Origin of the sequence: Acinetobacter sp. CIP A162 (assembly GCF_000367905.1) — a bacterium.
GTDB classification, from domain to species: Bacteria; Pseudomonadota; Gammaproteobacteria; order Pseudomonadales; family Moraxellaceae; genus Acinetobacter; species Acinetobacter lwoffii.
Map to the genome: position 1 here is coordinate 109,981 of NZ_KB849157.1, position 21,733 is coordinate 131,713.

Sequence of the window (21,733 nt, forward strand, 5' to 3'; positions counted from 1 at the left end):
GACTTTTTATTTTTTCATTAACCAGCGATCAAAATAAGGACGACCTACGCCGACTACTCCCAAGAAAATAAACATGGTACCGAACTGGCGGGTAAATCCGGTTTGATTAAAGCTGCCATAACTTAGAATGTTGTCGATCAAGCAATACACCAGAATCGCGACCAGCCAGTGCCAGAGAGGCATACGCTTGATACCTACGAAATAAAAGGCAATCCATAAAATGGCAAAGGTAAAGATTGGCGACCAGATATTCATATTGGCACAAATGACGGCCATCAGAAATGCCACAATCGGCAGGACAATTTTTAATACGCGATCCACTTGACATTGATGCTGGCGTTGTTTCTCGAGGATATCGAACATTTCATTTTGATCAGGCGCGACCATAGTGAATCCTTAACAAGTAATAAAAAGCACTTTATTTAACAAAATTTATTCACGAAATGCCATGCTATGATAGAGATAAAATTTTCATGAGAAAAAACAGATGCACAGCATTAGTGGGGTTATTTATCTCATTTTGGCCGCTTGTCTTTTGCCTTATGTGTTTACATTGATTGCAAAAAAATCAGCAGGCTTCAGCAGCAAAGACAATCAGAATCCACGGGCATTTTTAGAAAAGTCTTCAGGCTTGGCCAGTCGCGCCAATGCTGCCCAGCAGAATAGCTTTGAAAGTTTGCCACTCTTTATTGCTGCGATCTTGATGGCAGAGTACCTGGTGATATCACAAGATTTGGTCATGATTTTTGGTGTGGCTTATCTGGTTTTTCGTGTGTTGTACGGAATCTGCTATCTGGCCAACTGGGCGACTTTACGCTCTATCGTATGGTTGCTCTCGATGTTATGTCCTGTGACCTTATTGCTGCTGATCATCAAGTTGGTTTAAGTCATCAGGTCTGCGGACATATTTACAGTTCGATATTTTAAAATCCAAAAAAATCTTTAAAAACCGTTATAATTGTCGCGGTTTTTTAAAAGATATAACTTGTTAAAGAGTGATGCTATGAGCTACAGCAATATCCCAGCGGGTAAAGATGCGCCAAACGATATCTATGTGATCATCGAAATTCCTGCAAATGCAGCACCAATCAAATACGAAATCGATAAAGATTCTGATGCGTTATTTGTAGACCGTTTCATGGGTACAGCAATGTTCTACCCAGCAAACTACGGTTATGTACCAAACACACTATCGCTTGATGGTGATCCATTAGACGTACTGGTTGTAACGCCTCATCCAGTAGAGCCAGGTTCTGTGATTCGTTGCCGTCCTGTCGGTAAATTGAACATGGAAGATGACGGTGGTGTTGATGCGAAACTGGTTGCAGTTCCACATGACAAACTGACTCCAATCTACAAAGATGTTCAGGAATATACTGATCTTCCTCCATTGTTGATTAGCCAGATCGAACATTTCTTCCAGCACTACAAAGATTTAGAGCCAGGAAAATGGGTCAAGCTCAGTGGTTGGGAAGGTGCTGATGTTGCGAAACAAGAAGTACTGGACTCAATTGCTGCTTATGCAGAAGCACATAAATAATTGCTTTTTGTCGTCTAGGGTTTAACTTTTTAAAGCCTGGAATAAAAAAACCTGCACATTGTGCAGGTTTTTTTATGGCTTGAAATTCGTGTGAATTAGAATAATTTCACAGGAATGTCTAACCAGATACGCCATTCATTAGTGTCACCAATGTAGTTAGATTGATAATCATCACTTGCACGGTAGTAAGAATGACGAAGACGTAAGCTTGCATCTTTCGCAAAACCAGACTGAACAGTATATTTCACTTGGTTAAAGAATTCGCGCTCATGCTCATTATCACTGATCATAGTACCTGCATTGTTAGTAGCTTTAATATCCCAACCATAAACAAAAGCAGATGTCCAAGATAATCCAGGAACATTTACAGCACCAAAGTCAAATGTATATTGAAGTTGCGCTGATTTTTCGTCATTACCAATAAAGTCAGACAGGTATGAATTCGGCATATAAATCGATTGTTTACCATCACCTACGCCTGTACCCAAACCATAGTCATAGCCAGTGTTACCAAAATTTTGCTGGTAAGCAAGCATGACATTATGTGGACCATGATTATAAGTTGTAGATAAAGCTAAAATAGTATTATCGAATGAATCATCTGGTGAGCCGATTTGAGAATAAAGATATGGATTTGCTTCTTTATCCCATTTTGTATGGTAACCACTGAAATCATGAGTTAATGTGCTTTTATCTGCCAATGCATAGCTATAGTTGGCATTAACATAGTGGCGGTCTAAGCGGTCTTTAATGTCTGTACCATAATAAGAAGCATTAACTGCATCATTAAATTTATATTTCGCGCCCCAAACCACTGCACGATCCAGCTTTGCACCATCGGAATTGATTTGGTTGGAAAGCTGATTTTCTGTGAATTTACCAGCAATCAGGTTTAAGTTTTCAATTTCGTTACTTTGAACCAATACGCCAGTATAGTATTCAGGCACTAAACGCGCAGTATTGCTTGCAAGTACAGGTAAGTCTAAAACCTGAGTACCGTAAGTCGCAGTCGTATTTGATACACGAGCTTTCACATATGCACCGCCACGAGCCCAGTGGTCATAAGCATCTTTAGTACCATCAGCATTATTTTGAGGGTGGACTGGGATCATATCATTGCCAGTATGACCATTTTCACCCAATTTAAATGAAGCATCACCAATAATACCAGCACCAAAGCCTACAGTACCTTGAGTAAAGCCAGAGTCTAGTTTAACAATCGCAGTTTGTGCAAATGAGTTCGTATTTGGTACGTTATTTTTCTTGTCACGGTGCAAATAGCCGGTACGGAAAAGTACAGAACCTTCAGCATCTTCTACAAAACCTTTAGACTCGCTTTGCTCGCTAGCGAAAGCGGTAGAAACCAAAGCAGCCTGAATCAAAACTGCTAATGTTAATTTTTTTGAATTTTGCATTGGGAAGAGAGCCTTATACAAATTGATCGGAATTTTTTAGGAATTGTATAAGAATTGCTGAAAAAAGTCATTTTTTATTGGATATATTCCACTAAAGTTTAGATTTTTTTAACTCAAATTAAACAATAGCAAGGATTTGAGGTGATTAATTTCTAACCTATCGGTAAAAAGTTAGTAAAAACATAATTTTATTGGAAATTATAAATGATATTTCTAAAGTGGTGAAATGAATGTGATCAGCTTATTTATTTTGAAACGTGCGAAAAATATGATTAAAAATTACGCACTACTTTTTAGCACAAATTTTAATCATTACAAAAATAGAATCAAAATGGGGCAAATCGTAAATGATTATGTATAAGTATTAAAAAAGTGAAGAAATACCCTTAAATACATTTATTTAAGGGAAAGCCTAGATAATTCAATTTTTCATAATTTAAATTTTAATTTAAAAACAATGATTTAAATTTTATTTCTCTTTTTAGATTTATTATTTTGGTTCCTTTTAGCCAGATTGGCATAGCTCTTGCAAATTTTGAGCTTGAGTTTAATCAATGATCATAAAAACGTCTCAGACGATCTGGGGGGAGCCACACAATGAAATTAACATTAAAAGTATTATCTCTTGCTTTATTGGGCGCTGTATCTTCTTTTACTTTTGCTGAAGAACCTGTTGCTGAACATACGGTATCTGGAAATATCAGCGTACTTTCGAGCTATAACTTGCGTGGTATTACTAACATTCCTGAAAATAGCGGCGCTACCTTACAAGGTGGACTTGATTATAACCATGCGTCTGGCTTCTATGCAGGTTGGTGGGGATCTACGCTAGATTACCCTTTGTCTGAAGAAGGACGTGATGCTTTCGAAAATAACTTCTATGCTGGCTATAGCCATGCAGTCAATGATGACTTAGGTTTAACGATCGGTACGACCTACTATTATTATTATGAATCTGATGTCAATTCTGATGGATTTGAGCTGTTATTGGGTATGAGCTATAAAGATTTGGGCGTTACAGCACAAACCCTTCTTGAAGATACCACTTGGGGCAATGCAGGTGATACCTATTTAAAAGCCACTTATAGCTATGCTTTACCACAAGATTTTAGCTTGGATACTGCTTTAGGTTTATATGCTTATGAAAAATCAGGTGACTTTATTGAAGGAACCACGGAAAATTTTGGCTTCCGTCATTTTGACATCGGTTTAAGCAAGCCACTTGGTGACACAGGTGTAACTGCAAGCATGAATTATATTTTGGGTGGTTATGACCGTTTTGATGAAAAACAAAAGAATAAAGTCGTATTTGGACTCGGTTATAGCTTCTAATTCTCTTTAGATAAAAAGGCGACCTTAGGTCGCCTTTTTTAATGACCTAAATCTGCTGCTGCCCGCGATAAGACAGGGCCTCCGAAAGATGCTGACTTTGAATATCTGGACTTTGATTTAAATCGGCAATGGTGCGTGCAACACGCAAGACCCGATGATAGCCACGTGCTGATAAATTCAGTTTTTGCTGAGCTATTTCAAGCATCTTCTGGGCAGACTGATCTAATGCGGCATATTGCTCTAGCTGTTTTGGACTCAAACTCATATTCAAGGTATTTTGCCGTTGCATCTGAATTTCATAGGCTGCAATGACGCGCTGTCTGACCGTTTCGGAGTCTTCGGCGGGTCGATTGTCCTGTAGCTCATGCGCCTGTAATGGCGGTACATCAATATGCAAATCAATCCGATCCAGCAGGGGGCCTGAAATCCGGTTCTGATAGCGCTTAATACTTTCCGGCGAACATTGGCAACGGATATCCTGATTGAATGCATACCCACATGGACAGGGATTCATGGCAGCTACTAACTGGAAATTAGCCGGAAAGGTAATTTGGCGTGATGCCCGGGAAATAACAATTTCCTTTGCCTCCAAAGGCTGCCGTAAGACTTCCAAAACTTTACGGTCAAATTCTGGTAGCTCGTCCAGAAATAAAACCCCTAAATGTGCCAGGGTAATTTCTCCTGGTTTGGGGTGTGAGCCGCCACCGACCAATGCTACTGCAGAAGCAGTATGGTGCGGTGCTCGAAAAGGCCGTTGCCCAAAAGGGTGATTGGCATTCGCCACCGAATAAATACTGGCCACTTCCAGATTTTCCTGCGTCTTTAAGGGCGGTAAAATACTGGCCAATCGAGAAGCTAGCAAGGTCTTGCCTGTTCCAGGGGGGCCTCGGAACAGCAGGGAATGACCACCTGCCGCGGCAATTTCTAAAGCACGCCGTGGTCGTAATTGTCCTTTTACATCCGCAAGATCAAACTTATAAAAATGGTCTGTAGCGAGTGGGCCGGCTTCTATTTGCGGCAAGCGCTGCGCTTGGGAAAGATGTTCACACACTTCTTTTAAATGATTGGCTGCAAAGACTTTAAAGTCTGGGAGCTGACAGGCTTCCTGTGCATTGGGGCCAGGCAAAATCAGTTGATGCTGGTCACTTTGACAGGCAATGGCAATACTTAAGGTGCCGCTGACAGGACGTAATTGACCATCGAGGGCCAACTCGCCAATAAACTCCAGATGCTCAGTACAATCTTCAGGCAGCTGGCCTGAAGCCACTAAAATGCCTAATGCAATCGGTAAATCCAGACGTGATCCATCTTTCGGTAGATCTGCTGGCGCCAGATTAATGGTCAGACGTTTGGTCGGAAATTGAAAGCCGCTATTCAAAATGGCAGAGCGTACCCGGTCTTTACTTTCACGTACCGCTGCTTCGGGAAGCCCCACTATAGTGAGTGAAGGCATACCCGAACTGACATGAACTTCGACTTCAATTAAAGGCGCATGCAGGCCCAGCAAGCCTCGCGTATAAATTTTAGCAAAAGACATTATTATTGTTCCAATATGGTGCGTTATTTTTATAGTTCTGGTGTCTTTTATGCACTGTAGTTGTGCTTATTTTTTGTTCGAAATTCTCTCTTCTAATGCTTCCACCTGTTTGAGCAAATCATTCAGGCGATGATTGGCATTATTTAGGGCAGTATGCTGACGTTCTATTTCTTCTTTAGACACCAAATCCATTTTCGCCACAGCTTCATTTAACAAGGCACGGATATTATGTTCCAAATCTTTCTTAGGTTGTTCGACTTGCTGCAAAATTGCTTGTAATAAAGTTTCAATCATTGTCTGATCCATCGCCGTAGAAAGGAGCGCACAGTTTAGCATTGCTAAAATGCAGACTATAGTATTTCAGACAAAATATAGACTTATTCGATTAAAGATATTGTAAAAATCCACATAAAAAATGTCTATTTTTTGAAGATTCAAAGCCTTTATCCGTATAAAATAAGGTATAAATAAACCACATGCCGGGCTTTCTAATTTCCCCCGACCTTAGGAATCTTGGCATGAAATTTGAACGTAAAACCTTACTGGTGAAATAAGCCGAAGGAAAACAAACATGAAGCTCGTAACTGCAATTGTAAAACCTTTTAAATTAGATGATGTTCGCGAAGCATTGTCTGAAATTGGTGTTCAAGGCATCACTGTAACTGAAGTGAAAGGCTTTGGTCGTCAAAAAGGCCATACTGAACTCTATCGTGGTGCTGAATACGTTGTAGATTTCTTGCCGAAAGTCAAAATTGAAATCGCGATTAGCGATGAAATGGTAGACGCGGTGATTGAATCTATTACTCGTGTGGCGAGCACTGGAAAAATCGGTGACGGAAAAATTTTCGTGACTAACTTAGAACAAGTCATCCGTATTCGTACAGGTGAAACAGGTGCAGACGCTGTCTAACTTGGCACGAAGTTTGCTGAGTACCTAATAACTCACAAAAACTTGGTTGGGGGATACGAATGAAAAAAATGCTACTCGCGTTCGGCATGGCCGGCGCTCTTTTTGGTGGTTCTGTTGCATGGGCTGAAGAAGCTGCAACAGCAACAACACCGACAGAAGAAATTGTGCTTGTTGAAGAAGCAGGCGATACAACAAATACAACAACAGACACTACAGCAGCAATTGCTGAAGCAGCGCCAGTTGAAGCTGCAGCACCTGCAGAAGAAGAACCAACTCTAGATACCGGCGATACCGCTTGGGTTTTAACCTCTACCGCTCTAGTTTTACTCATGACCATTCCTGGCTTGGCGCTATTTTATGGCGGTATGGTCCGCAAGAAAAACGTTCTGGCGACGATGGCACATAGCTTTATTGCTGCGGCGGTGGTCAGTATTGCTTGGGTGATTATTGGTTATACCCTAGCTTTCGGTGAAGGCAATGCCTTTATAGGTGGCCTGGATAAGTTCATGTTGGCCGGTATTACCACAGAGGCACTTTCAGGCACGATTCCTGAAATCCTGTTTGTGATTTTCCAAATGACTTTTGCCATCATTACGGTTGCCATCATCAGCGGTTCGATTGCAGAACGTATGAAATTTGGTGCTTTCGTTGCTTTTATCGCACTTTGGGTGGTGATCGTCTATGCACCAATTACCCACTGGGTATGGGGTGGTGGCTGGTTAGGTAACGACGGCGCGCTTGATTTTGCTGGTGGTACGGTTGTACATATCAACTCGGGTGTTGCCGGTCTGGTAGCAGCGTATATGCTGGGCAAACGTATGGGCTTGGGCCGTGAATCTATGGCACCACATAACCTGACCCTTACTGTAATTGGTGCATCTTTACTCTGGGTAGGCTGGTTCGGTTTCAACGGTGGTTCTGCATTAGGTGCCAACGGTTCTGCAGGCTATGCTTTGATCGTGACTCAAGTCGCAGCGGCAGCAGCAGCCATTTCTTGGTTAATCACTGAAAAACTGGCACGTGGTAAAGCTTCTGTACTGGGCGGCGTATCGGGTGCAGTTGCTGGTCTGGTGGTCATTACTCCAGCTGCAGGTTTTGTGACTGTAGGCGGTGCATTGGCGATGGGTCTGATCGGTGGTGTGGTGTGTTTCTGGGGGATTACAGCACTGAAACGCGTATTGAAAGCCGATGATTCTTTAGATGCTTTTGGCTTGCATGGTGTAGGTGGTATTGTCGGTGCGATTTTAACTGCGTTCTTTGCCAGCGAATTCATCATGGGTGACAATGCCCCTGCCAATGTCATGCATCAGCTTTGGGTGCAAGTGGAAGGGGTACTGGCGACAATTGCTTACTCTGCGATCATGACCTTCATTATCCTGAAAGTCATCGACTTGATCATTGGAATCCGTGTGGCATCTGATGATGAGCGTATGGGTCTGGATTTAAGCCAACATGGCGAACGTGTCGAATAATAATAAATACACCATAATCAATATATAGTGTAAAACAGCCCGAATGGGCTGTTTTTTTTCTATATGTTGCGTAAAACTCTACAAAGTTTGTAATTTTTGCTACACTCGGAATCCATTTGGACTTGTTCAATTAAACCGCTATGCATTGCCCATTTTGCAATACTGCAGACAGTAAAGTGATTGATTCACGCCTGGCAGCTGAAGGCTGTCAGATTCGTCGTCGCCGTGAATGTGTCAGTTGTAATGAACGCTTCACCACCTTTGAAAGCTATGAAGTGGTGATGCCGCGCGTCATCAAGTCGGATGGCAAGAATGAACCTTTCGATGAAGCCAAATTACGTCGTTCCCTGATGCATGCCTTGCAAAAACGCCCGGTGACCCAGGAGCAGATTGAAACAGTGCTGAGCGATATCCAGCTACAGATTCGCCGTTTAGGCGAGCGTGACGTGAAATCTCGTACTATTGGTGAAATCGTGATGCAGTCTTTATTCGCACTTGATCATGTTGCTTACGTGCGTTTCGCTTCAGTCTATCAGGATTTTCAGGATGTTGAAGCTTTTCGTCATCAGATTGAACAGATGCAACAACGAGAATTACAAGAATAAGCATGGCTGAACTGAATCAAGACCAAGTCTGGATGCGCCGGGCCATTGAATTGGCTCGTCAAGGGCAATATTCCACCAAACCGAATCCGAATGTGGGCTGTGTCATTGTTAAAGATGGTGTGATTGTCGGAGAAGGTTTCCATCCTCAAGCAGGCCAGCCACATGCTGAAGTCTTTGCGCTACGTCAGGCCGGTGAACAGGCCCGTGGTGCCACAGCTTATGTTACCTTAGAGCCTTGTGCGCATTATGGCCGGACGCCGCCTTGTGCCAAGGGTCTGGTTGAAGCAGGTGTGGCTAAAGTTGTCGTGGCCTGTCCTGATCCCAATCCACTGGTGGCCGGCAAGGGTGTACAGATCCTGAAAGATGCGGGCATTGAGGTAGACGTTGGCATCTGTGAAGATGAAGCGCATGAGCTGAATCAAGGCTTCCTGAAAGCCATGGCGACCGGTATGCCTTATGTGCGTTTAAAAATTGCCTCAAGCCTGGATGGCCGTACCGCGATGGCATCAGGTGAATCGAAATGGATTACCGGTGTAGCAGCACGTCAGGATGTACAGCATTGGCGTGCGATTTCAGGCGCGGTGATTACCGGAATTGAAACGGTCCTTGCTGATGACTGTCAGCTGAATGTACGTCAACTGGATGCTGTTGAAGATATCAAGACCGTGGTGCAACCGAAACGGATTGTTCTGGATCGTCAGGGACGTCTGCCACTGAGTGCAAAGATTTTAGCGCAACCTGAAACAGTGATGGTCATGGGGCCATTTCGTCAAGAGCTTGCAGACCTGGGTGTGCTACACTTGCCGGTACAGCCTTTAGCAGAATTATTAAAGCAACTGGTTCAGCAGCATCAGATTTATGATGTCTTGGTGGAAGCAGGGGCGACCTTATCTACGGCATTTTTACAACAAAAATTGGTTGATGAACTGATCAGTTACGTTGCACCGACCCTATTGGGTCGGTCTGCGCGTACCATGTTTAATGCAGAATTTAGCCATATGGCCGAACAACTCCGATTTAAGCTGTGCGATGTAACTCGCTTAGGTGATGACGTGCGCTTCAGGCTAATTCCTTTTCAAGAGACACTATGAGTTCAGAGTCTACGGTTTATCATAAACGTCGCCATGCGGCACGTACCACCGATGAATATCTTTTCCATCAGCTGGTTCCTTATCTGGGCAATAAACGCCGTTTACTGCATTTAATTCTGGAAGCGTTGGAAAGTACGGGAACCCTGAACCGTGCTGATGGTCGTGCGCCGATCTTTGCTGACTTTTTTGCAGGTTCAGGCGTGGTTTCACGTTTGGCCCGTCAGAATGGTTATCGCGTCATTGCCAATGATTGGGAGCCGTATAGCCATGCGCTGAATCATGCGGTACTGGCCTGTACTGAAGCACCGGCATTTAAAGAACTCGGTGGCTATCAGAAAGCAATTGATTATCTGAACCGTCTGCCTGAAGTCAAAGGCTGGGTGACGCATAACCTGTGTCCGCGTAATGATGAAATTTATGATCCAGCCCGTGATCGTTTGTTCTTTAAACGTCGTAACGGCATGCGTATTGATGCCATCCGTCAGCAGATTGCAGCCTGGCAGGCACAAGGTGCAATTGATGATGTGGAAATGTCTGCCTTGCTGGCACCCTTGCTGTATTCCGCCAGTTTTGTCAGCAATACTTCAGGCGTTTTCAAAAGCTTTCATCATGGCTGGGGCGGGAAAACCCAAACTGCGCTGGAACGGATTGAATCATTGCTGTGGCTGACTCCAAGCCGTTTTTGCGAGTCGGATCAGAAAAAGGGAATGGCCGCAGAAATGTGGTGTGTCGATGCCCAGCATCTGGCCAACCAGATGAGCGGCTTTGAAGTAGATGTAGCTTATCTGGATCCACCGTATAATCAGCATGCTTATAGCAGTAATTATCATGTGCTGAATGCGCTGACCTTATGGGATCAGGCCGATTTACCGACTCCGGATACCAAGGGCTTTAAGAGCGGGATTGACCGGGCATGGCGCAAAGAGCGTCCGAGCCAGTACAATTCCTCTAAATATGCTAAAGAAGCTTACGAGAGCCTGTTGGCCACCATCAATGCACGTTTCATTCTGACCAGTTATTCAACTGACGGTAATATCAGCGCTACCGATTTGTTACAGGCCAATCTGAAACGTGGCCGGGTGACCTTGCTAACCCAGGATGTGCCGCGTTATCGTGTTAGCAAACAGCGCCAGTCTGAACGTGCCCGCGTGCTGGAATTTATTGTGATTACCGATACCCACGCCAAGTCAGGTCCACCGATCCGTCAATTACTCAGCCAGCTGCATCATTATGCAGAATTGGGTGGTGTGGATACGACCGGCGTTAGTACCCAGTTGGCCCTCTGGTAAAAGAATTGAAAAGGAAATAAAAATGTTTACAGGTATTATCGAAAGCCTCGGCAAAGTCGAAAGTCTGCAAAGCGTTGGTGGTGATGTACGTTTACGCATCCAGACCGATCTGGACATGTCTGATGTACATCTGGGTGATTCTATCGCGACCAATGGTATCTGCCTGACCGTGATCGACTGGGGCGAGAACTGGTATGCGGCTGATGTTTCCCGTGAAAGTCTGAACCGGACCACGCTCGGCACCTGGAAAGCCGGTCAACCTGTCAATGTTGAAAAAGCCATGTTGCCGACTACGCGTTTTGGCGGTCATATTGTGTCAGGTCATGTCGATGCAGTCGGCGAGATCACCCTGGTACGTGAAGATGCACGTTCAATTTATTATGAAGTGACTGCACCTGCTGAAATTGCCAAATATCTCGCAGAAAAAGGCTCGGTCACAGTCGACGGCATCAGTCTAACGATTAATCATTTGCGTGGTAGCGTGATTAGTCTGAACCTGATTCCACATACTGCTGAACGTACCAATATCGGTACCTGGAAAGTCGGTAGCAAGGTCAATCTGGAAGTGGATGTATTGGCACGTTATATCGAGCGTTTATTGCTCGGTGATAAAGCCGCCCAAACCACTGAACAATCAAAAATCAGTATGGATTTCCTGGCTGAAAATGGTTTCTTAAAATAAGAGAAATGTTGATTTACTGAACAGTCTGATTGAAAAATTAGACTGTTTTTTTATTTTTCGGGATAATCAGCAGTTCAACTTGCAAATATTGCCTTGGTGGACGGGTCGAATGCTCGATTTTTTACTTAACTTGGAACAGTCATTGCCGCTATTGCTCGATCAATATGGGGTATGGATTTATGCAATCCTGTTTCTGGTGATTTTTGCAGAAACCGGTTCAGTGTTTTTCTTTTTCCTGCCCGGCGACAGTCTATTGCTGGCTGTGGGAGCTTTATGTGCCAGCAGCGATCTGGTGACCCTGCATTCGATGGGGCTGTTGTTATTCACTGCTTCGGTGCTGGGCTATAGCGTGAATTATTACACCGGAAAAGTCCTCGGTTTAAAATATTTCAACCAGCATTCACGCTATTTTAAGCCGGAATATATGGTGAAAACCAACCACTATTTTATGAAACATGGCGGTAAAACTATTTTAATCGCACGTTTTATTCCCTTTGTCCGCTCATTTGGCCCTTTTGCTGCCGGTTCAGCGCATATGAGCTTTGCCACATTCAGCTTTTATAATATTGCGGGTGGCATCCTCTGGATTGGCACTTTATTAAGCATTGGCTATCTGCTCGGAAATGCTGCCTTTATGCTGGCAGATTTTTTGTAAGATGCGACATAGAAGATAAAAAAGCCCGAATTTTCGGGCTTTTTTAATGTGAAAGGATCATTTAAATATTGCGTGGCTGATCAGAAAATTCAGAATTTTTCAGCATATACTCGATTTCTTCTTTGGCTGCCGCACGCATTTTTTCACGAAGTGCATTCACGGTCTGTTCAATCACGGTTTCTGCCTCAAGTTCCAGACGTAAACGCACACTTTCTAATTCGGATAAAATGGACTCGTCCTCAATCTGGATGCGACCTTTGGCAAAATCAAAAGTCGTCTCAGGATTTTTTGCATAACGTGCGACATAGTGCTGCACTTCAGCCTCTAGATGCGTATTTATTTCAGCAAGCACCTGACTCTGTTCGCTAAATTTACGCTGTTCCTCATGACGTAGCTGTTCTTGATAGGCCTGTTCTTCAGCACGTTTCTCGGCCAAGGCTTTTTCAAGCGCGAGCTGTTTGCGAATACGGGCTTCTTCAATTAATTCGGCCTTGCGCTGTGCATAGGCAGCTTCAATCTTGCGTTCAGATTCTTGCTGTAAGCGCTGGTCGCGACTCTGCCATTCTTCCAAAGACGTTTCTGGTTTTAAAATATCGCAGATCCGAGAGAGGTCATCGATAAAGGTCTGACGTACAGCTTCCGGCACATTTAACCAGCGCTGTTTAAAATCGGGACCTACATTTAATGCCACGTGCCTCTCCTTGTGGATGATATCGGTTAAAGCTTATGGGTGTCCGGTTCAATACCTAAACGACGATATTGCTTGAATTTTTCACGACCCAGCTGTTTAGCCGTTTCATGGTTTTCAATGATCTCAATAATGTGACTAAATTTTGTGTAAGGTTCAAGTGCTTCCGGATTAAAATTGAAAATAATCCAGTCGGACTGTTCCGGCAGTGTTGCCGAAATACAGACCGTCGCCTGAGGCTGGTCAATACCATGCGGAATAAAACTCGCGGGATCAAAACTCCACAGGCGTTCATCCAGCTGTTGTTGCAAATCTGTATCGGCACACAATAACCAGATTCGCGCCGGCTGGCGCAGAATCTTACGGCATAAACGACAAGTGCTGTCCACTTGTCGTTCAGGGCTTTTTTCAAATAAATAAAAGCTGACTTTAGCCATTGCTTTGAACGCGACTCGTCAGAAATTGCATCAATAATGGAACTGGACGGCCGGTTGCACCTTTATTGGTACCTGAGTTCCATGCCGTACCTGCAACATCCAGATGTGCCCAGCGATATTCACGGGTAAAACGTTGCAGGAAGCAGGCTGCAGTCACAGAACCAGCTTTTGGACCACCGATATTGCCAATGTCGGCAAATGGTGAATCCAGTTGTTCCTGATAGTCTTCCAGTACCGGCATACGCCATACCCGGTCAAAGGAATGCTGGCCGGCAGCTTCTAGTTCTGCTGCCAGTTTATCATCTGGCGTGAACAGACCCGTTAGTACTGAACCCAAAGCGACCACACAGGCACCGGTTAAGGTCGCAATATCAATCACCAAAGCAGGATTAAAACGTTTTACATAGGTCAAGGTATCACATAGGACCAAACGACCTTCGGCATCGGTATTCAGGATTTCAACCGTCTGACCGCTCATGGTCGTTACGATATCACCAGGACGGGTGGCTTTACCTGAAGGCATGTTTTCTGCTGCAGCGATGGTTCCCACCACATGTAGAGGTAAGCGGGCTTCGCACAATGCACGCATTGTACCGAGTACAGAAGCTGCACCGCACATGTCGTATTTCATCTCGTCCATGCCTGCGCCTGGTTTAAGGGAAATACCGCCGGTATCAAACGTAATGCCTTTACCCACCAAGACTACCGGTGCTTCGCTACGCTCTGACTGATATTCCATGCTGATAATCCGACCAGGACGCTCTGAACCTTTACTTACCGCAAGGAAGGCGCCCATGCCTAAATCTGCCATTTGCTGTTCATCCAGCACTGTGACTTTAAGTAGGTCTGGATATTCAGCCGCCAAAGCCACCGCCTGTTCTGCAAGATATTCAGGGAAACAAATATTGCCCGGACGGTTGCCCAGGTCACGTGCCAGATTTTGTCCGCTTTGCACTGCTTGTACCAGTTGCAACTGTTCGGTAGTTAAGACGCTATGAGTGGCAATCAGGTCGATCTGCTCGAGCACAAATTCATTCTTCTTGGATTTATATTCATCATAACCATAGCTGGCCTGAGTCAGGAAGAGCGCAAACAGATAATGGAATTCTTGTGGAAGTTGTGTCAGATCTACAGAAATCTGTTTGAATTTTTTTTGAGTGACTTGAATAATAGTTTGCGCGATTTTTGCAAGTTTTGCTGGTTGCAGTTCAGCGACCTTGCCTAAACCAATCAGCGCGGCATGGCTGGACTGGTTTACCTGACCAATCAGGCTCAGGCTTTCAGCCAAAGTTGCCTTGAATTGAGAGGCTTCAATTAATGTGTCTAAATTATTGATTTGATAGGTTGCGGTTGTATTCTGAAGTTGTTCCGAGTCAACTAAAATCAACAAAGATTGACTTGATCCATTCTCTGGGAATGACGTATTAATTGTAAGTTTCATATTCTGTTTTCACGCCTGTCTAGATGGGTAAATCATTCAGTCATTGAAACATTTATCTGAATAGATTTTCAATGGGCAGGGCGGCCTAGGTTTTATATTTTTGCTATTCGGGTAAACTAGCACTCGTTTTATGGACCTTATTTTGGAAGAATTAATTTGATTATTCGGCGTTATCTGGTCAAGCAAGTTGTCTCGACATCCTTGGTGGTGATTGCCTTATTGACCTTGATCATGATGGGCGGTCGACTGATCAAGTATTTTGGTGTCGCGGCGCAAGGCCGTCTGGATGCAGGCATTTTATTTAGCATTATTGGCTATCGTTTGCCTGAATTCTTAACCCTGATTCTTCCGCTCGGTTTCTTTATTGGACTGATGCTGGTGTTTGGCCGTTTATATGTCGATCATGAAATGGCTGTAATGAATGGCAGTGGCGTCAGTCGGCATCAATTGACGCGTCTACTGGTGCCGATGACCCTGGTGTTTTTGATTGCTCAGGCCGGATTGATGCTGTGGGCTGCGCCGTGGGGCATTCGCCAGTTTGAAGCCCTGACCACCAGTCAGGCGGTACGTACCGGCTTTGACTTGGTGAGACCGAAAGAATTTATCTCCTCTGGGCCCTATACCATTTATGCCGGTGACCTGTCAGAAGACCGTAAAAATTTAAAAGATATTTTCTTTTATCAGCGTGCGGAAAAAGAAGGCAAACCGGATGTGATGATTCTAGCGCAGGAAGCCACCCGAATTGAGGTACCGAATGATGCTGCCAATGTGGTGGATCTGGTCCAAGGTCGCCGTTATGAGATCTATCCGGGCACACCGCAATATACCCAAGCCGAATTTGAAAGCTATCGTCTGCGCTTAGAAAGCGATGAAGAAGCGCAATTTGCCAGTACTGAAGTTGAAGCCTTACCGACCTCGCAATTGTGGCAGAAACGTCAGGATCCTGTAGTGGCCAGTGAGCTGGGCTGGCGGGTGTTTGTTCCTTTTGCGATTCTGATTGCCCTGATTCTGGCTGTGGCATTGTCCGAAGTGAGCCCACGACAGGGTCGTTATCTCAAGTTATTTCCTGCTCTCATGATCTTTGCCAGTCTGATTGTAGCCTTGATGGCAGTGAAGACCCGGATCAGTAAAGAAGAAATGGGAATATGGGCCTATCCATTGATCCTGATTGCCTATGCAATTGCGGGTGCCTTGTTCTCACGTAAACAGAAATTAGGTCCAAAAATCAAGAAACAGATTCAGCGAGTGAGGTCTTAACAATGTTGGCACGTCGTATAGTTGCAAAACATGTGACCCAAACCACTGCGCTGGCGATGCTGGGTGCAACCGCAGTATTGGCAGGTTTACAGGTATTATTTACTTATCTGGGTGAGCTTGGCTCGCTCAAAGATGGTTATGGTGCCTGGGATGCCTTGAAATATGTGCTTTGGGGCGCACCAAACTATTTATATGAAATCCTGCCGATTTCTGCACTGATTGGTGCTGTCCTAGGTCTTGGTACATTAGCCTCGAATAGCGAGCTGATTGTGATGCGTTCGGTCGGCGTGAGCTTATGGCGCATTGTCGGCTGGGTCATCCGTTCGGCACTGTTGTTGGTGGTGTTGTCATTTGCCCTGAGCGAGTGGGTCATTCCTTATACCAATGAACAGGCCAAAAGCGTCAAGAGTGCCAGTAAAGCCGCTCAGCTCGGTGAAGTGCGTGGTTACTGGACTCGGGAAGGGCAGCGCTTTATTTATATCGATTATGCTAACTCGCAAGGCCAGCTGAAAAATGTGCAGATGCTGGACTTTGACCAGAACTATCGTTTGCGCGGTACCTTGCAGGCAGATCAGGGGCAATTCGTTAAAGATGGTTCCTGGACACTGGACAATACAGAGCAGTTCGATATTTTACAAAATGGCAATGCCACGTTGGTTAAGCAACAACAGCAACCTTTAGCGCTGGCATTGCAGCCCAAATATGTACATATGGTGACGATTGATCCTGAAGATTTATCGCCTAGCCAACTAGTGAGCTTTATGAGCTATATGCATGAATACAGCCAGGTACCGAAAACCTATCAGCTGGCCTTCTGGCAAAAACTTGGTTCGCCTTTTGCCCTGATTGCACTAGTAGTGATTGCCTGTTCATTTATCTTCGGGCCGTTGCGTCAGCAATCCATGGGTTTCCGTCTGGTGATTGCCTTATTTGCCGGACTAGGTTTCTTCTATCTGCAGGATTTCCTCGGCTATGCCAGTCTGATTTATGCACCATCTCCGGCCTGGTTCGTGTTTATTCCGATTCTGATCATGTTCGGCATCGGCGGATACTTGCTGCATCGGGCGCGCTAAGGCACAGGAAAATAGAACAAATCAATCATCATGAGAGGCTTAAACCATATACGGGTCATGGCCTCTTTTTATAAACTTCGCTAAAATAGAGCGATTAATTCGTAGACGAACAGAGTATTTCATTATGACGGATGCAACTGCTGGCAAAATCCCTCACGTTTTGGTGATTATGGATGGTGTGGGTCATCGCGAAGCGGTCGAAGACAATGCGTTTTTAGCAGCTAAACGACCAAATTTAACTGCGATACAGGACAAGCATCCGCATGGTTTGATCTCGGGTTCAGGTGAAGATGTCGGCCTGCCGGATGGCCAGATGGGTAACTCTGAAGTTGGACATATGAACCTCGGTGCAGGTCGTGTGCTGTATCAGGACTTTACCCGAATTACCAAAGACATTCGTACTGGCGACTTCTTTGAACATGAAGTTCTGGTCGATGCAGTTGAGAAAGCCAAAGCTGCAGGTGGGGCAGTACATTTGCTTGGCCTTTTGTCTGAAGGTGGTGTGCACTCCCATGAAGATCATATTGTGGCGATGGCAGAGCTAGCGCTAAAACGCGGTGCGCAAGTCTATTTACATGCATTCTTAGATGGTCGTGATACGCCGCCTAAAAGCGCACAACCTTCTTTAGAAAAACTCGATGCCTTATTCGCTCAATATCCAGGTCAAGGTCGTATTGCCACCATGATCGGCCGTTATTTTGCCATGGATCGTGACAACCGTTGGGATCGTGTTGAACAGGCCTATCGGTTGTTGACTGAAGGTGAAGCGGTTCGTACAGCTGCCAGCGCAGTTGAAGGTTTGGAACAGGCTTACGCAGCCGATGAGTCGGATGAGTTTGTTAAAGCGACCCGTATTGGCGATCTGGCGAAAATTCAGGATGGCGACAGCGTCGTATTCATGAACTTCCGTGCCGATCGTGCCCGTGAATTGACTCGCGCATTTGTAGAAAAAGACTTTGCAGGTTTTGAACGTAAAGTCGTGCCGAATTTGGCGAAGTTTGTCATGCTGACGCGTTATCAAGCCACGATTGATGCACCTGTAGCGTATATGCCTGAAGCGTTGAAAAACTCGATTGGTGAATACTTATCTGATTTGGGTAAAACACAGCTGCGCATTGCGGAAACAGAAAAGTATGCGCATGTGACTTTCTTCTTCAGCGGCGGCCGTGAAGATGAATATCCGGGTGAAAAACGTATCCTGATTCCATCGCCAAACGTAGCCACTTATGACCTCAAACCGGAAATGAGTGCTTATGAAGTGACTGATGAGCTGGTGGCTGCGATCAATTCAGGTGAATTTGACCTGCTGGTCGTGAACTTTGCCAATGGGGATATGGTTGGTCATACTGGCGTATTCGATGCTGCGGTGAAAGCAGTAGAAGCGGTTGATACCTGTTTGGGCCGGGTTTACGAAGCCGTGATGGCGCAAAAAGGTCATATGATTGTGACTGCCGATCATGGTAACGTAGAGCAGATGCAGGACTATCACAGTGGTCAGGTACATACTCAGCATACCACTGAACTAGTTCCATTTATTTATGTGGGTCCAACTCAGGCCACGATCGCAGAAGGCGGTGTACTGGCAGATGTCGCACCGACTTTATTAAGCCTGATGCAAGTTCCGGTACCTGCTGAAATGCAAGGTCGTAACCTGATTCAGCTTGATGCATAATTTTCGATAAAATTCTAAAAAAGGTCAAAGAATGGCAAGAACACGCTGGAAGTCTGTTGTAATACCATGCTTACTGATGTGTTTGAGTCATTCAGCCTGGGGGGCGGGTTCAAATGAGCCGGCATTCGATGATATGGAAATGGATGGGCAGGTCTATTCTGAAATTCCCGTAGCATCCATTCAGGAATTTGTGCAAATTTATGGCATTGTAAAAGACAATTATATTCAAGATAAAAATGACGATGCCTTATTCCAACAGGCCATTCAGGGTCTGGTCAGTGGCTTAGACCGCTATTCCCGCTATTTGTCGCCTGAAGATTATAAGCAGCTGCGTGAATATACCGAAGGTGATCTGGCCAGCATTGATTTTGATCTGCAATTTGACCCGCGGATGAAGCAATGGGTGGTTCAGGGCTTGAATGCCGATGCAGATTCAGCCAAGCAGGGACTGCGTAATGGCGTCACTGTTTATAAAATTGACGATCAGGTATTAAGTAGCCTGAATCAGGAACAAGTCCGGCAGTTATTGAGCGGAGCAGTTGGCTCTACGCTCACGATCCAGCTTTCCCCGCAAAGTCCGGCCGTTCGTCTGGTCCGCAATACCAAACTAGATACTGAAATTAAATCGAGCTTGCACAATAATCAGGTACTGGTATTGCAGGTCAAGGTTTTTCAGCAAGATACTGCCAATGAAATCAAGCGCCTGATTGAAAGTTATGCCGACAAGCGCCTAAAAGCCGTGCTATTTGATTTACGCAATAATCCCGGTGGCTTACTCTCGGCCGCAGTTGAATCTGCCGATTTATTTTTGAATCAGGGCGTGATTGTATCGACCAAAAGCCGTGCTGAAGGCAACCAGCAATTTCAGGCCTTGCCGAGTTTTGAGTTCCACAATCTGAAAGTTGGGGTGCTGATTAACAACCGCTCGGCTTCTGCAGCAGAAGTGTTTACTGCAGCCCTGAAAGAACATAATCGTGCCTGGGTAGTCGGAGAAAAGAGCTATGGCAAAGGCGTAGTACAGAAACTCTTTCCTTTAAGCAACGGTTCGGCTCTACAGATGACAGTATCGCAATACTTTAGCCCGAGTGGCCAGATGATTGAAGGGCGGGGCGTACAGCCGCATTTCAACTATCCGTTTAAGCAGGAAATGCGTGAGGAGAGCTATCTGGAACATGTCACAGACTTGCTGCTCCTGCAAAAATAATTATTCGTCTTCTTCGGTATCCAGTCCGAACTTTTTCAAGCGATAGCGCAGGGAACGGAACGACATGCCGAGTTTTTTGGCGGCCAGTGTCCGGTTCCAATGGGTCAGATTCAGCGCATTGAGTAAAATTTCTTTCTCGACCTTTTCCAAATACAGCTCTAGACCCTCTTCAGGCAGCTTTTTAGGTGCAATCAGGGTCTCGGTGGCAATGATCTCGCTCGTGAGCGTATTCATCTCCTGAGGGCTGTTTAGCGCCTGACGCAGCGGTGCGCTCTGCAAATGCTGAAGATCAATCCGCTCTTCATCACTTAAAGTAATCGCACGTTCCATAATATTGCGTAATTCACGCACATTACCTGGATAATATTGTCCCAATAAAAACTCTTTGCTGCGTTCGGTCGGTTTTTTATTGGGAATGCCCCATTCCTGGCAAATTTTCTGAATAAAGTGTTCAGCCAATAACAGAATATCCTGACCGCGTTCACGCAGCGGCGGTAAAGTCAGATCCATTACATGAATACGGAAATATAGATCCTGGCGGAATTTGCCTTGTTGCACCAAGGCTTCCAGATCCTGATGGGTAGCACTGATCACGCGGAAATCCACATCAATTTCGGTATCTGAACCGAGTGGACGAATACGTTTTTCCTGAACGGCACGTAACAGTTTGACCTGCATGGAAAGCGGTAATTCTGCAATTTCATCCAGAAACAGACTGCCACCATGTGCAGATTGAATCAGGCCCTGTTTGTCCTGAGCAGCGCCGGTAAAGCTGCCTTTTTTATGTCCAAACAGTTCGCTTTCCATCAATTCAGTCGGAATGGCACCACAATTAATCGCAATAAAAGGACCTTCATTGCGGTTACTCAAGCGATGGACCAGATTGGCCACGACTTCTTTACCTGTACCTGATTCACCTGTGATAAAAACCGGTGCTTGTGAGCGGGCAATTTTTTGTAAGGTAATGCGTAATTGCTGAATTGGCATGGATTGTCCAATCAGCATTTTATGTTCGAGTGCATCATTCGGATTATTATGCGAATAATCCACCGGTTTATTCAGGGCTTTTTGTAAGAGCTGTTCCAGATGTTTCTGATTAATCGGTTTACTGACAAAGTCAAAGGCCCCGGCTTTGAGCGCGGCAATGGCGATTTCCATGTTGCCATAGGCGGTCAGAACCGCGACCGGAAGTGCCGGATAGAGGTTGCTAATCCAGTCCAGAAGCTCCAAACCATTGCCATCGGGCAGATTCAGGTCGGTCAGACAGGCATCATATTGATGATTGGCAAGGCATTTTTTAGCGTCTTCCAAACGATGGGCAATGTGCGTGCGAATTCCCATGCGCAGCAATGACATTTGCATGAGGGTACATAAATCCTCCTCATCATCCACCAAGAGCACCAGTGGTTGTTGTTCCCCATTCATCTTCCTTG

The 21,733-nt window shown here is 45.0% G+C and carries 22 protein-coding genes; 14 read left to right on the forward strand and 8 right to left on the reverse strand.

What is annotated here, in order from left to right:
• Positions 1-6: 6 nt before the first annotated feature.
• On the reverse strand, positions 7-387 hold the full coding sequence (locus F995_RS00770; protein WP_004644898.1) for a hypothetical protein: 381 nt from the start codon (positions 385-387) through the stop codon (positions 7-9).
• A 100-nt stretch (positions 388-487) separates the two neighbouring features.
• On the opposite strand from F995_RS00770, the gene F995_RS00775 reads away from it, so the two are divergent.
• Both F995_RS00775 and ppa read left to right on the forward strand, forming a co-directional pair.
• The gene (locus F995_RS00775) at positions 488-886 is read left to right on the forward strand and encodes an MAPEG family protein (protein WP_004644899.1); all 399 of its coding nucleotides are present in this window, start codon (positions 488-490) and stop codon (positions 884-886) included.
• A gap of 117 nt (positions 887-1,003) precedes the next feature.
• The gene (ppa, locus tag F995_RS00780) at positions 1,004-1,540 is read left to right on the forward strand and encodes an inorganic diphosphatase (protein WP_004644900.1); all 537 of its coding nucleotides are present in this window, start codon (positions 1,004-1,006) and stop codon (positions 1,538-1,540) included.
• 95 nt (positions 1,541-1,635) lie between these two features.
• On the opposite strand, the gene F995_RS00785 is transcribed toward ppa, so the two are convergent.
• The gene (locus F995_RS00785; RefSeq protein ID WP_004644901.1) at positions 1,636-2,955 is read right to left on the reverse strand and encodes an OprD family outer membrane porin; all 1,320 of its coding nucleotides are present in this window, start codon (positions 2,953-2,955) and stop codon (positions 1,636-1,638) included.
• 597 nt (positions 2,956-3,552) lie between these two features.
• Between F995_RS00785 and F995_RS00790 the strand changes: the two genes are divergently transcribed.
• The gene (locus F995_RS00790) at positions 3,553-4,287 is read left to right on the forward strand and encodes a TorF family putative porin (protein WP_004644902.1); all 735 of its coding nucleotides are present in this window, start codon (positions 3,553-3,555) and stop codon (positions 4,285-4,287) included.
• Positions 4,288-4,333: 46 nt separating this feature from the next.
• Here F995_RS00790 and F995_RS00795 read toward each other — a convergent pair whose 3' ends face one another.
• Positions 4,334-5,824: a YifB family Mg chelatase-like AAA ATPase gene (locus tag F995_RS00795; RefSeq protein WP_004644903.1), complete on the reverse strand. Its 1,491-nt coding sequence runs from the start codon at positions 5,822-5,824 to the stop codon at positions 4,334-4,336.
• 66 nt (positions 5,825-5,890) lie between these two features.
• Positions 5,891-6,118: an accessory factor UbiK family protein gene (locus F995_RS00800; RefSeq protein WP_004644904.1), complete on the reverse strand. Its 228-nt coding sequence runs from the start codon at positions 6,116-6,118 to the stop codon at positions 5,891-5,893.
• Between the two features lie 277 nt (positions 6,119-6,395).
• Here F995_RS00800 and glnK point away from each other — a divergent pair, with 277 nt between their 5' ends.
• From glnK to F995_RS00835, 7 genes are all read left to right on the forward strand, one after another.
• Positions 6,396-6,734, forward strand: a complete 339-nt coding sequence (glnK, locus tag F995_RS00805) for a P-II family nitrogen regulator (RefSeq protein ID WP_004281042.1) — start codon at positions 6,396-6,398, stop codon at positions 6,732-6,734.
• A gap of 59 nt (positions 6,735-6,793) precedes the next feature.
• Entirely contained in the window at positions 6,794-8,206 is a 1,413-nt protein-coding gene (locus F995_RS00810) for an ammonium transporter (RefSeq protein WP_004644905.1), read from the forward strand.
• A gap of 140 nt (positions 8,207-8,346) precedes the next feature.
• A complete protein-coding gene (gene nrdR / locus F995_RS00815; RefSeq protein ID WP_004281044.1) occupies positions 8,347-8,811 on the forward strand; it encodes a transcriptional regulator NrdR in 465 nt (154 codons plus the stop codon).
• A gap of 2 nt (positions 8,812-8,813) precedes the next feature.
• The gene (ribD, locus tag F995_RS00820) at positions 8,814-9,902 is read left to right on the forward strand and encodes a bifunctional diaminohydroxyphosphoribosylaminopyrimidine deaminase/5-amino-6-(5-phosphoribosylamino)uracil reductase RibD (RefSeq protein WP_004644907.1); all 1,089 of its coding nucleotides are present in this window, start codon (positions 8,814-8,816) and stop codon (positions 9,900-9,902) included.
• Entirely contained in the window at positions 9,899-11,191 is a 1,293-nt protein-coding gene (locus F995_RS00825; protein ID WP_004644908.1) for a DNA adenine methylase, read from the forward strand. The genes ribD and F995_RS00825 overlap by 4 nt, the downstream gene beginning before the upstream one ends.
• Before the next feature lie 22 nt (positions 11,192-11,213).
• Positions 11,214-11,873, forward strand: coding sequence for a riboflavin synthase (locus F995_RS00830; RefSeq protein WP_004644909.1), 660 nt, complete (start codon positions 11,214-11,216; stop codon positions 11,871-11,873).
• Between the two features lie 109 nt (positions 11,874-11,982).
• Positions 11,983-12,528, forward strand: a complete 546-nt coding sequence (locus F995_RS00835; protein ID WP_004281049.1) for a VTT domain-containing protein — start codon at positions 11,983-11,985, stop codon at positions 12,526-12,528.
• A 61-nt stretch (positions 12,529-12,589) separates the two neighbouring features.
• Here the strand turns inward: F995_RS00835 and F995_RS00840 are convergent, their stop codons facing one another.
• From F995_RS00840 to F995_RS00850, 3 genes are read right to left on the reverse strand one after another with little or no spacing between them, the layout of a single operon-like run.
• Positions 12,590-13,219, reverse strand: a complete 630-nt coding sequence (locus tag F995_RS00840; RefSeq protein WP_004644910.1) for a cell division protein BlhA — start codon at positions 13,217-13,219, stop codon at positions 12,590-12,592.
• Positions 13,220-13,245: 26 nt separating this feature from the next.
• Positions 13,246-13,653, reverse strand: a complete 408-nt coding sequence (locus tag F995_RS00845) for a DNA polymerase III subunit chi (RefSeq protein ID WP_004281051.1) — start codon at positions 13,651-13,653, stop codon at positions 13,246-13,248.
• Positions 13,646-15,094 (reverse strand): leucyl aminopeptidase, encoded by a 1,449-nt coding sequence (locus F995_RS00850; protein WP_026055761.1) that lies wholly within the window; start codon positions 15,092-15,094, stop codon positions 13,646-13,648. The genes F995_RS00845 and F995_RS00850 overlap by 8 nt, the downstream gene beginning before the upstream one ends.
• A gap of 156 nt (positions 15,095-15,250) precedes the next feature.
• On the opposite strand from F995_RS00850, the gene lptF reads away from it, so the two are divergent.
• From lptF to F995_RS00870, 4 genes are all read left to right on the forward strand, one after another.
• Entirely contained in the window at positions 15,251-16,351 is a 1,101-nt protein-coding gene (lptF, locus tag F995_RS00855; RefSeq protein WP_004644913.1) for an LPS export ABC transporter permease LptF, read from the forward strand.
• 2 nt (positions 16,352-16,353) lie between these two features.
• Positions 16,354-17,424 carry an LPS export ABC transporter permease LptG gene (lptG, locus tag F995_RS00860; protein ID WP_004281054.1) on the forward strand — a complete coding sequence of 357 codons (1,071 nt, stop codon included), beginning with the start codon at positions 16,354-16,356 and terminating at the stop codon, positions 17,422-17,424.
• Positions 17,425-17,548: 124 nt separating this feature from the next.
• Entirely contained in the window at positions 17,549-19,096 is a 1,548-nt protein-coding gene (gene gpmI, locus F995_RS00865; RefSeq protein WP_004644915.1) for a 2,3-bisphosphoglycerate-independent phosphoglycerate mutase, read from the forward strand.
• Between the two features lie 31 nt (positions 19,097-19,127).
• Positions 19,128-20,300 (forward strand): S41 family peptidase, encoded by a 1,173-nt coding sequence (locus F995_RS00870; protein ID WP_004644916.1) that lies wholly within the window; start codon positions 19,128-19,130, stop codon positions 20,298-20,300.
• Here F995_RS00870 and F995_RS00875 read toward each other — a convergent pair whose 3' ends face one another.
• Positions 20,301-21,725 (reverse strand): sigma-54-dependent transcriptional regulator, encoded by a 1,425-nt coding sequence (locus F995_RS00875; RefSeq protein WP_004644917.1) that lies wholly within the window; start codon positions 21,723-21,725, stop codon positions 20,301-20,303. It abuts the gene before it with no gap.
• Between the last annotated feature and the right edge of the window lie 8 nt (positions 21,726-21,733).

What these genes read in the sequence shown, in the direction of transcription:
- F995_RS00770 (WP_004644898.1), bottom strand. Translation starts at nt 387, where the DNA reads ATGGTCGCGCCTGATCAAAATGAAATGTTCGATATCCTCGAGAAACAA.
- F995_RS00775 (WP_004644899.1), top strand. Translation starts at nt 488, where the DNA reads ATGCACAGCATTAGTGGGGTTATTTATCTCATTTTGGCCGCTTGTCTT.
- ppa (WP_004644900.1), top strand. Translation starts at nt 1,004, where the DNA reads ATGAGCTACAGCAATATCCCAGCGGGTAAAGATGCGCCAAACGATATC.
- F995_RS00785 (WP_004644901.1), bottom strand. Translation starts at nt 2,955, where the DNA reads ATGCAAAATTCAAAAAAATTAACATTAGCAGTTTTGATTCAGGCTGCT.
- F995_RS00790 (WP_004644902.1), top strand. Translation starts at nt 3,553, where the DNA reads ATGAAATTAACATTAAAAGTATTATCTCTTGCTTTATTGGGCGCTGTA.
- F995_RS00795 (WP_004644903.1), bottom strand. Translation starts at nt 5,824, where the DNA reads ATGTCTTTTGCTAAAATTTATACGCGAGGCTTGCTGGGCCTGCATGCG.
- F995_RS00800 (WP_004644904.1), bottom strand. Translation starts at nt 6,118, where the DNA reads ATGATTGAAACTTTATTACAAGCAATTTTGCAGCAAGTCGAACAACCT.
- glnK (WP_004281042.1), top strand. Translation starts at nt 6,396, where the DNA reads ATGAAGCTCGTAACTGCAATTGTAAAACCTTTTAAATTAGATGATGTT.
- F995_RS00810 (WP_004644905.1), top strand. Translation starts at nt 6,794, where the DNA reads ATGAAAAAAATGCTACTCGCGTTCGGCATGGCCGGCGCTCTTTTTGGT.
- nrdR (WP_004281044.1), top strand. Translation starts at nt 8,347, where the DNA reads ATGCATTGCCCATTTTGCAATACTGCAGACAGTAAAGTGATTGATTCA.
- ribD (WP_004644907.1), top strand. Translation starts at nt 8,814, where the DNA reads ATGGCTGAACTGAATCAAGACCAAGTCTGGATGCGCCGGGCCATTGAA.
- F995_RS00825 (WP_004644908.1), top strand. Translation starts at nt 9,899, where the DNA reads ATGAGTTCAGAGTCTACGGTTTATCATAAACGTCGCCATGCGGCACGT.
- F995_RS00830 (WP_004644909.1), top strand. Translation starts at nt 11,214, where the DNA reads ATGTTTACAGGTATTATCGAAAGCCTCGGCAAAGTCGAAAGTCTGCAA.
- F995_RS00835 (WP_004281049.1), top strand. Translation starts at nt 11,983, where the DNA reads ATGCTCGATTTTTTACTTAACTTGGAACAGTCATTGCCGCTATTGCTC.
- F995_RS00845 (WP_004281051.1), bottom strand. Translation starts at nt 13,653, where the DNA reads ATGGCTAAAGTCAGCTTTTATTTATTTGAAAAAAGCCCTGAACGACAA.
- F995_RS00850 (WP_026055761.1), bottom strand. Translation starts at nt 15,094, where the DNA reads ATGAAACTTACAATTAATACGTCATTCCCAGAGAATGGATCAAGTCAA.
- lptG (WP_004281054.1), top strand. Translation starts at nt 16,354, where the DNA reads ATGTTGGCACGTCGTATAGTTGCAAAACATGTGACCCAAACCACTGCG.
- gpmI (WP_004644915.1), top strand. Translation starts at nt 17,549, where the DNA reads ATGACGGATGCAACTGCTGGCAAAATCCCTCACGTTTTGGTGATTATG.
- F995_RS00870 (WP_004644916.1), top strand. Translation starts at nt 19,128, where the DNA reads ATGGCAAGAACACGCTGGAAGTCTGTTGTAATACCATGCTTACTGATG.
- F995_RS00875 (WP_004644917.1), bottom strand. Translation starts at nt 21,725, where the DNA reads ATGAATGGGGAACAACAACCACTGGTGCTCTTGGTGGATGATGAGGAG.